Here is a 2,122-nt window from a genome sequence, read left to right as displayed (position 1 = left end):
GGCGCGGCGGCGATCTGAGCGGCGGGCAGCAGCAACAGCTGGCGTTCGCGCGCGCCTTGGCTTCAAAGCCGGAGGTGCTGCTGCTCGATGAGCCATGCGAGGGCATACAGCCTTCCATCGTCGACGATATCCGAGACGTCATCCGTTCCATCAAGGAGGAGGGCCATACAGCCATTCTGCTGGTGGAGCAGAGTCTGGACTTCGTAAAGAGCGTCGGCGATTATTTTTACGTGCTGGATAAAGGCGCAATCGCATGGGAAGGCGATCTGGCGGGGCTGGACGATGATGTGATTCGCCAATATTTGATGGTGTGAGTCAATTACCCGCCACTTTCTTGGGTAAATTGGATGAAGATATTGCAAGAGCCTGATCCTGTAAAGGGTCGGGCTCTTCGGGTATCTGCGGTATGGTGCCGTTGAATTGGATTGGCAGGGGGAGGCTGGAGACGTGCATAAGAATTTGGGAGCAGTTGAATACTATGGTCAGATTCAAAATATTACGATGAAGGGTACTCCCTTCTAAAAGGTAGCTGGATCGGTGGAGCGAACCCATCACGGCGCAATAATTTTCCAGCAAAGACTGGCATCCAGTGTATTCAAAATCTTCTAGTGAAAGCGGGGCAACAAGAAATGAAAGCAACTGGAATTGTACGACGCATCGATGATCTTGGTCGTGTGGTGATTCCGAAGGAAATCCGCCGTACGCTGCGTATCCGCGAAGGCGATCCGCTCGAAATCTTCGTGGATCGCGACGGAGAGGTCATCCTGAAAAAATATTCCCCGATCGGGGAGCTTGGCGACTTCGCCAAGGAATATGCGGAATCGTTGTACGAAAGCACGGGCCATGTCACGTTGATCTCCGACCGGGATACGATCATTACTGTAGCCGGCGCATCCAAGAAGGAGCTTCTGGACAAGCCGATCGGCTCCGCGCTCGAATCGTGCATGGACAATCGCAAGACGATGACGGAGGCGAACGGCGGCAATTACGAGATCGTAAAGGACGTGCAGGATACGTACACCTCCTTCGTCATTGCTCCGATTATCGCCGGGGGCGACCCGATCGGCTCGGTTGTACTCCTCAGCAAGGACGAGTCCGTAAAGATGGCGCAGATGGAGACGAAGATGGCGGAGACGGCCGCGGGCTTCCTTGCGAAGCAGATGGAGCAGTAGAGGGCTATATTTAGGTCGTAGGACGGCACGCGAAATAGGCGTAGGACTGAAAAAAAGGTTTCCCGGGATTCGGGGCGCGTTAGTCGCCGGTGCGGGGAGCCTTTTTCCCGTTCCTGTTTCCCCCTGGACGGCTCGATGGGGTATAATCGAGTGCATATAGGGACAAGGCAAGGTGGGGCTAGTGATGAAGTGGAAAATCGTAACATGAGGGAGAGAGAGGGGAGCGGGAATTCGCCGCGACTGTGGCGGCACGGAGTCGCGTTAATGGCGGGTGCGGCACTGTTGTCGAAGTTGATCGGCGCGCTGCAGAAAATTCCGCTTCAGAACATGGCGGGTGATCGCGTATTCGGCATGTACAACGCGGTGTACCCGTTCTATCAAATGATAGCCGTGCTGGCCACGGCGGGTTTGCCGACTGCGGTATCGATCGTCATCGCAAGCCGCTTAGCGGACGAAGGAAGCGGATCGGCTGTTGGCGCCTCCGGTACGCGCAGCGCGCTGATGGCCGCTTTGCTGCTGTTAGGGGCCACGGGGACGGTTACGGCTGTGCTCATGTGGACGACAGCGGGTCAGACGGCTGCGTGGCTTGGGGACGAAGCGGTGGCTCCGGCTATTCGGGCGCTTGCCCTGTCTCTGCTGGTAGCGCCGCTCGCCGCCGCCTTGCGCGGCTACATGCAGGGCATGCAGCGAATGGGGATATCCGCCGCGTCGCAACTGGCCGAGCAACTGGTACGGGTCGCCGTGATGTTGCTTGTTCTCGGCGCCGGCCTTGCGGCCGGTTGGAGAGACAGCACGATCGCTGCCGGCGTCATGTTCGGCGGTGCGGTGGGTGCGGCTGTTTCCTTGCTCCTGTTGGTGCTGGGCTCCCGGACGATGACGGGCAAGCGTGAAGCGGGAGCCGGCTCGGGCGTTATGAGCAAGCGCAAGCTGTTTGGCGAGATGAAGGACCT

General features: G+C 57.9%; 3 protein-coding genes. All 3 read left to right on the top strand.

Annotated elements, in window-relative coordinates; genetic code table 11:
• On the top strand, positions 1-314 hold a 314-nt coding region (locus PAT3040_RS38990; protein WP_258235146.1), incomplete at its 5' end, for an ATP-binding cassette domain-containing protein.
• Positions 315-629: 315 nt separating this feature from the next.
• On the top strand, positions 630-1,172 hold the full coding sequence (gene spoVT, locus PAT3040_RS24995) for a stage V sporulation protein T (protein ID WP_087571201.1): 543 nt from the start codon (positions 630-632) through the stop codon (positions 1,170-1,172).
• Positions 1,173-1,361: 189 nt separating this feature from the next.
• On the top strand, positions 1,362-2,122 hold a 761-nt coding region (locus tag PAT3040_RS24990), incomplete at its 3' end, for an oligosaccharide flippase family protein (protein WP_181376820.1).

Origin of the sequence: Paenibacillus agaridevorans, from assembly GCF_003112455.1 — a bacterium.
In the GTDB taxonomy this organism is placed as follows: domain Bacteria; phylum Bacillota; class Bacilli; order Paenibacillales; family Paenibacillaceae; genus Pristimantibacillus; species Pristimantibacillus agaridevorans.
Note: the sequence above shows the minus strand (reverse complement) of the source record. Positions and strands in the feature narration are given on the sequence as shown.